Annotated in this window: 4 protein-coding genes and 1 pseudogene; 3 read left to right on the top strand and 2 right to left on the bottom strand. The window is 68.0% G+C overall.

All coding sequences use genetic code 11. The features are described 5' to 3' along the window. On the top strand, positions 1 to 573 hold a 573-nt coding region (locus tag ENN83_RS08080), incomplete at its 5' end, for a hypothetical protein (protein ID WP_287185830.1). A gap of 42 nt (positions 574 to 615) precedes the next feature. Here ENN83_RS08080 and ENN83_RS08085 read toward each other — a convergent pair. Together ENN83_RS08085 and ENN83_RS08090 are read right to left on the bottom strand one after the other, a co-directional pair. Then, on the bottom strand, positions 616 to 2,223 hold the full coding sequence (locus tag ENN83_RS08085; protein ID WP_287185831.1) for a peptide chain release factor 3: 1,608 nt from the start codon (positions 2,221 to 2,223) through the stop codon (positions 616 to 618). A gap of 42 nt (positions 2,224 to 2,265) precedes the next feature. Next, on the bottom strand, positions 2,266 to 3,096 hold the full coding sequence (locus ENN83_RS08090; RefSeq protein WP_287185833.1) for a universal stress protein: 831 nt from the start codon (positions 3,094 to 3,096) through the stop codon (positions 2,266 to 2,268). Between the two features lie 135 nt (positions 3,097 to 3,231). Between ENN83_RS08090 and ENN83_RS08095 the strand changes: the two genes are divergently transcribed. Together ENN83_RS08095 and ENN83_RS08100 are read left to right on the top strand one after the other, a co-directional pair. Further along, entirely contained in the window at positions 3,232 to 3,858 is a 627-nt protein-coding gene (locus ENN83_RS08095) for a ParA family protein (RefSeq protein ID WP_287185835.1), read from the top strand. Positions 3,859 to 3,911: 53 nt separating this feature from the next. Continuing rightward, positions 3,912 to 4,690, top strand: a pseudogene (locus tag ENN83_RS08100) (SDR family oxidoreductase); the annotation flags it as partial. Between the last annotated feature and the right edge of the window lie 919 nt (positions 4,691 to 5,609).

The raw sequence follows: 5,609 nt of genomic DNA on the forward strand, positions 1-5,609 counted from the left end.
CGGGCTCTCGGTCAGGACCGTGTCGACGTTCTCGAGGCCGAGCGGCAGATGTGGGGCATCAGCATGCGGGCGAACGGTCCCGCGGCGCTCGCGATTCTCGAAGAGGCAGTCGAGCGGGGCAATGCCGAGGCGCTGAAGGCGCTGGTCGCGCTGAAGCGCGACGGCAACGGGATGAACGTGCGCCGCGACCGGGCCGGGGCCCGTGAAGCGCTGGACCGTTACGGCGAGCTGTTGACCCCCACCGAGGCGGCCCAGCTGGGCTTGAGCCTGCGGGTGGCCGAGGCGCGCACGCCGCAGGATTTCGCGCCGCTGGCCCAGGCGCTGGACATGGCGGGGCCGTTGCGTTCCGCATGGTTTGCCGGGCAGCTCAACGCCGCCAACCCGAATTTCGCGATTTACCTGCTGCAGAAGCGCATGCGCGACGAGGGGCTCTATGCCGGTCCGCTCGACGGCGTTGCCACGCGCTCGACATTGCGTGCAATGCTAAGGGCCTGTCACATGCTGGCCGATACGTCGGGCTGCGCCGACAGCGTTATGAACCCGCGCGTCATTGCCGCGCTGCTGACCCGCTGAGGCAAGCGGGGCGCCGCGCAAGCGGTCCCCTGTCAGCCGGGTTCAGACCTGCATTTCCTTGGTCGCGCTCAGGCTCAATTCCGGGTGGTCGCGGGCAACCCGGTCGATGTCCCATTGCAGCCGCGTCATGTAGACCACGTCACCATCATTGTCTGTGGCCATATGCTGCTTGTTCTTTTGGGTGAACGCCTCGACCGCGGCCTTGTCGCCATGGACCCATCGCGCCGAGGTAAATTGCGATGGCTCGAACCGCACGGGCAGACCGTATTCCAGCTCGATCCGGCTGGCCAGAACTTCGAATTGCAGCGCGCCCACGACGCCCACGATGAAGCCGGAGCCCATCATCGGCTTGAACACCTTCGCGGCGCCCTCTTCGGCAAACTGCATCAGCGCCTTGTCCAGATGTTTGGCCTTCATCGGGTCGCCCGCCCGGCAGGCCTTGAGCAGTTCCGGCGCGAAGCTGGGAATGCCCGTCACGCGCAGCGCCTCGCCTTCGGTCAGCGTGTCGCCAATGCGCAATTGCCCGTGGTTCGGGATGCCGATGATGTCGCCCGCCCAGGCCTCTTCCGCCAGTTCCCGGTCAGCGGCCAGGAACAGCACCGGGCTTGAGACCGTGATCGGCTTGCCCGAACGCACATGGGTCAGCTTCATCCCGCGCTGGAAGTGCCCAGAGGCCAGCCGCACGAAGGCCACCCGGTCACGGTGCTTGGGGTCCATGTTGGCCTGCACCTTGAACACGAAACCCGCGACGCGGGATTCCTCGGGGGCGATCTGGCGAGGTTCGGCGGGCTGGACCTGGGGTTCGGGCGCATAGGCGCCGATGCCTTCCATCAATTCCTTGACGCCGAAGGAATTGATCGCCGAGCCGAACCAGATCGGTGTCATGTGCCCTTCGAGAACCTGTTGCGGATCGAGGGGGGGCAGAAGCTCGCGTGCCATCGCCACCTCCTCGATCAGCTTATCGCGCAGGTCGTCCGGGACATGCTCGGCCAGTTTCGGGTCGTCCAGCCCCTCGATCCGGATGGATTCCGCCACGCGGTTGCGGTCCGCCCGGTCCATCAGTTCCAGCCGCTCGTTGATCATGTCGTAGCAGCCCAGGAAATCGCGTCCCATTCCGATCGGCCAGCTTGCCGGCGTGACATGGATTGCCAGCATTTCCTGGATCTCGTCGATGATCTCGAACGTGTCGCGCGCCTCGCGGTCCATCTTGTTGCAGAAGGTCAGGATAGGCAGGTCGCGCAACCGGCAGACCTCGAACAGCTTCCGGGTCTGGCTTTCCACGCCCTTCGCGCCGTCGATCACCATCACGGCCGCATCGACGGCAGTCAGCGTGCGGTAGGTGTCTTCCGAGAAATCGCTGTGGCCCGGCGTGTCGACCAGGTTGAAGCGGTAAGGCCCGTAGTCGAAGGACATCGCCGAGGCCGAGACCGAGATGCCCCGGTCCTTTTCCATCTGCATGAAGTCCGACCGCGTGCGCCGGGCCTCGCCCTTGGCGCGCACTTGTCCGGCCATCTGGATCGCGCCGCCGTAAAGCAGGAACTTCTCGGTCAGCGTGGTCTTGCCCGCATCGGGGTGGCTGATGATGGCAAAGGTACGCCGCCGGACGATTTCCGGGGGCAATTGGGGGCGGTTCTTGGGGGCGTCCAGCATGGGCGCGGATATAGCGGCAGGGGCGCGGGGGCGCAATCGTCCCTAGCGCGCGATCAGCAGGTCGCAGGGCGGATCGCGCATCATGTCATTCGCAATGCTGCCCAGGACCGAGGGCGCGGCACCCGCCCTGGCATGGGCGCCCAGCGCGATCAGATCGGGTTGCAATGCCTCGATCCGCTCGGCCAGCACCCGATGCGCAGGTCCCTCGACGATCTCGACCTCGCGCAGATGGGCGGGCAGGACGTGGCTGTCGCGCCAGGCGGCCAGCCGCGTCAGGGCATCGGCACGCAGGGGCGAGGGCGTGCCGGGCACAGGCTCGGGCGCAAGAAAGCCGCGATAGGAAACATGCAGAGCATGCAGCCCATGGATATCGGCCTCGGGCGCAAGCCAGGCGGCGAGTTCCAGCGCCGCGGTCGAGGCGGGCGCGAAGTCGAGCGCGGCCAGCACGGTGGCATAGGCATGATCGACCGGATCGCGGACCAGCAGCACAGGGCGCGGCGAATGGCGCACGATCCGCTCCATCGTGGTTTCGCGCAGGATATCCAGAAAGGCGCGCCGCCGGTGCAGCCCGAGGATCACCAGAGCCGCATCAAGTTCCGCCGCCAGCGCCGGGATCGCTTCGGACGGATCGCCCAGCACGATCCTGGTGTCGTGGCTGACCTCGCCCGAATGGGGGATCGAGGCGGCGAACCGGGCCAGCCGCAACTCGGCCGCGGCGCTCATCTGGCCCGCGATCTCTGCGGGTAGGTCGGCGTCGATCACCGAGACCAGCACCAGATCGGCCCCGACCCAGCCCGCCAGCCGGAACGCCCGCTGCACCGCGCGGTCGGCGCGCGGGCTGAGGTCGGTGGCGACGAGAAAGTTCTTTGGCATCGGAGTTCTCCGTGGGTTTGCCGCCAAAGGATCGGGCGGCGCGGGCGGGCCTGTCAAGCGCACCGCCGGCGCAGCGATTGCGGTGCGGAGCGCAGGCGTTATGCTGGAGGCCGCGCGCGGGGTGGAGGGCACGCCATGAAGACGGTTCTGATCGCCAACCGCAAGGGCGGCTGCGGCAAGACCACGATCGCGGTGACGCTGGCCGCGGCGCTGGCCGATGGCGGCTGGCGGGTGGCGCTGGCCGATGCCGATCCGCAGAAATCCGCCTGGCGCTGGTTGCGGCGCCGTCCTGCCGGGGCCGCGCCGATCAGAGCACTCGACTGGACCGGGGCGGGGGCGCTGGGCAGCGGCACCAAGGGTGCGGATTGGGTGATCGTCGACGCGCCCGGCTCGATCTACGAAGAGGATGCCGCCGCCCTTGTCGCCGAGGCGCGGGCGGTGGTGGTCCCCGTGCTGCCCTCGTTCTTCGATGCCGATGCGACGCGGCGCTTTCTGCGCGAGATCGCGGGGATCAAGCGCATCCGCAAGGGCAAGGCAGGAGTGGAACTGGTGGCCAACCGGGTCCGTCCGCGCGGGCGGGATGCCGAGCGCCTTGCCGCCTTTGCCGAGAAGATCGGGCAGGCGCCCGTGGCAACGATCCACGAGCGGGTCGCCTATTGTGACCTGGCCGAAGCGGGGCTGACGGTGTTCGACAGCAATCGGAAGGTCCATGCGCCGATTCGTGCGCAATGGACCCCGTTGCTTGGGGCGCTGACGTCCTGAGATGTCGTGCGGGTGGGCCTGTTTGGCCGCAGGAAACGCGGAAAGGGGCGTTCATGGATCTCGGGATTGCGGGCAGGCGGGCGCTGGTCTGCGGCGCGTCGAAGGGGCTTGGCCGGGGCTGCGCCGAGGCACTGGCCGCAGCCGGGGTCAACCTGGTGCTGAACGCCCGCGGCGAGCAGGCGCTGGAGCAGGCCGCGGCGGCGATCCGCGCCGCCCATGGCGTGACGCTGACCGCGGTTGCAGCCGACATCACCGTCGCGGAGGGCCACGCGCAAGTGCTGGCCGCGGCGGGCGAGGTCGACATCCTAGTGACCAGTGCCGGGGGGGGGCGCCGCCGGGGATGTGGACCGACTGGAAGCGGGCGGATTTCATCGCCGCGCTGGATGCAAACATGCTGACCCCCCTGGCGCTGATGAAGGCGCTGTTGCCCGGCATGATGTCGCGGGGATGGGGCCGGGTGGTGAACATCACCAGCCAGTCGGTCAAGGCGCCGATCCCGGTGCTGGGGCTGTCGAACGCGGCGCGGGCGGGGCTGACGGGCTATGTCGCGGGCACCGCGCGTCAGGTCGCGCCGCATGGCGTGACGATCAACAACCTGCTGCCCGGAATCCATGCCACCGACCGCGCCGATGCGCTGGATCGCGACGTGGCGGCGGCCGAGGCGATCACGCTTGATGAGGCCCGCGCCCGGCGTGCCGCCACGATCCCCGCCCGGCGCTACGGCACCCCGGCCGAGTTCGGCGCGGCCTGCGCCTTCGTCTGCTCGCAGCATGCGGGGTTCATCGTCGGGCAGAACATCCTGCTCGATGGCGGTACGGTGAACGCCACGCTCCAGCGGCGCGGCCTCCGGGCGACCGGTTTTCTGAAGCGTCGATTCTGGCGTCGCCCATGCAGCCACGATCAGCGGCATGGGTCCGCTGATCGGCACGCCGCCAACCGCGCTGTTCGCGACGGATGTCGGGCGCAGAACCGGGACCGAGGTCGGGTCACTCGACTGGGCGATGGTGGGGCTGACCGCCTCCATCCTCCTTGTCGGGGAACTGGCCAGCAACACGACGATGGCCGCGCCGATAGCCGGGGCGGCGGCGATGGTGTTGGAGGCAGATCCGGTGGCGGTTCCACTACCTGTCGCGCTGGCTGCGCGGACCTGGGTTCTTCTGCCGGTGGAGACGCTGTGCATTGCCATCGTGATGGACTACCAGCCGTAAACCGCCCTGCGATGCTGCGCACAGGGGCGGCGCTGGATCTCGCCGGGTCGGGCGTGGAGGTGGTCCTTGGCCCGATACTTGCGCCGCTGCTTGCCCGACTCTTCCCCAGAGTTCAGCGGCTTCCGAATCGTGGAACTCGCGCGACTCCCGGCGTCAGATACAGTGAACTCGAACCGGGCAAGCGGTGGTCTAGAGTGGTTTCCGATCAAGTTGACGCATATCTTGCGTGCCGGAGATAGCGCGCATATTCCTTCGGGTTGAAGGTGGTCAGGGCGGAAGCGATGGCGCTGCAGAGGCTGTCAGCGCATCTCGGGGCGGCGCTTCTGACGAGGGCCTTGAGCTTGGCGAAGACCATTTCGATCGGATTGAGGTCGGGGGAACAGGCAGGAAGCGCAACTCGGCGCCGCGCGCCTCGATGGCAGCGCGCGCCTTGGCGTTCTTGTGGACGCTTAGGGTGTCGCAAATCACGATATCGCCCGGCTTGTCTTACGACGATCACAGGCTCCCGGGTTAGAAGGGAGCCGCTGCCCGGCACCTTAAATA

The sequence above is a fragment of the Rhodovulum sp. genome, assembly GCF_011048875.1.
GTDB classification, from domain to species: Bacteria; Pseudomonadota; Alphaproteobacteria; order Rhodobacterales; family Rhodobacteraceae; genus Rhodovulum; species Rhodovulum tesquicola.

Coding starts and splice junctions, on each gene's coding strand:
- ENN83_RS08090 (WP_287185833.1), bottom strand. CDS start 3,096: ATGCCAAAGAACTTTCTCGTCGCCACCGACCTCAGCCCGCGCGCCGAC.
- ENN83_RS08095 (WP_287185835.1), top strand. CDS start 3,232: ATGAAGACGGTTCTGATCGCCAACCGCAAGGGCGGCTGCGGCAAGACC.
- ENN83_RS08085 (WP_287185831.1), bottom strand. CDS start 2,223: ATGCTGGACGCCCCCAAGAACCGCCCCCAATTGCCCCCGGAAATCGTC.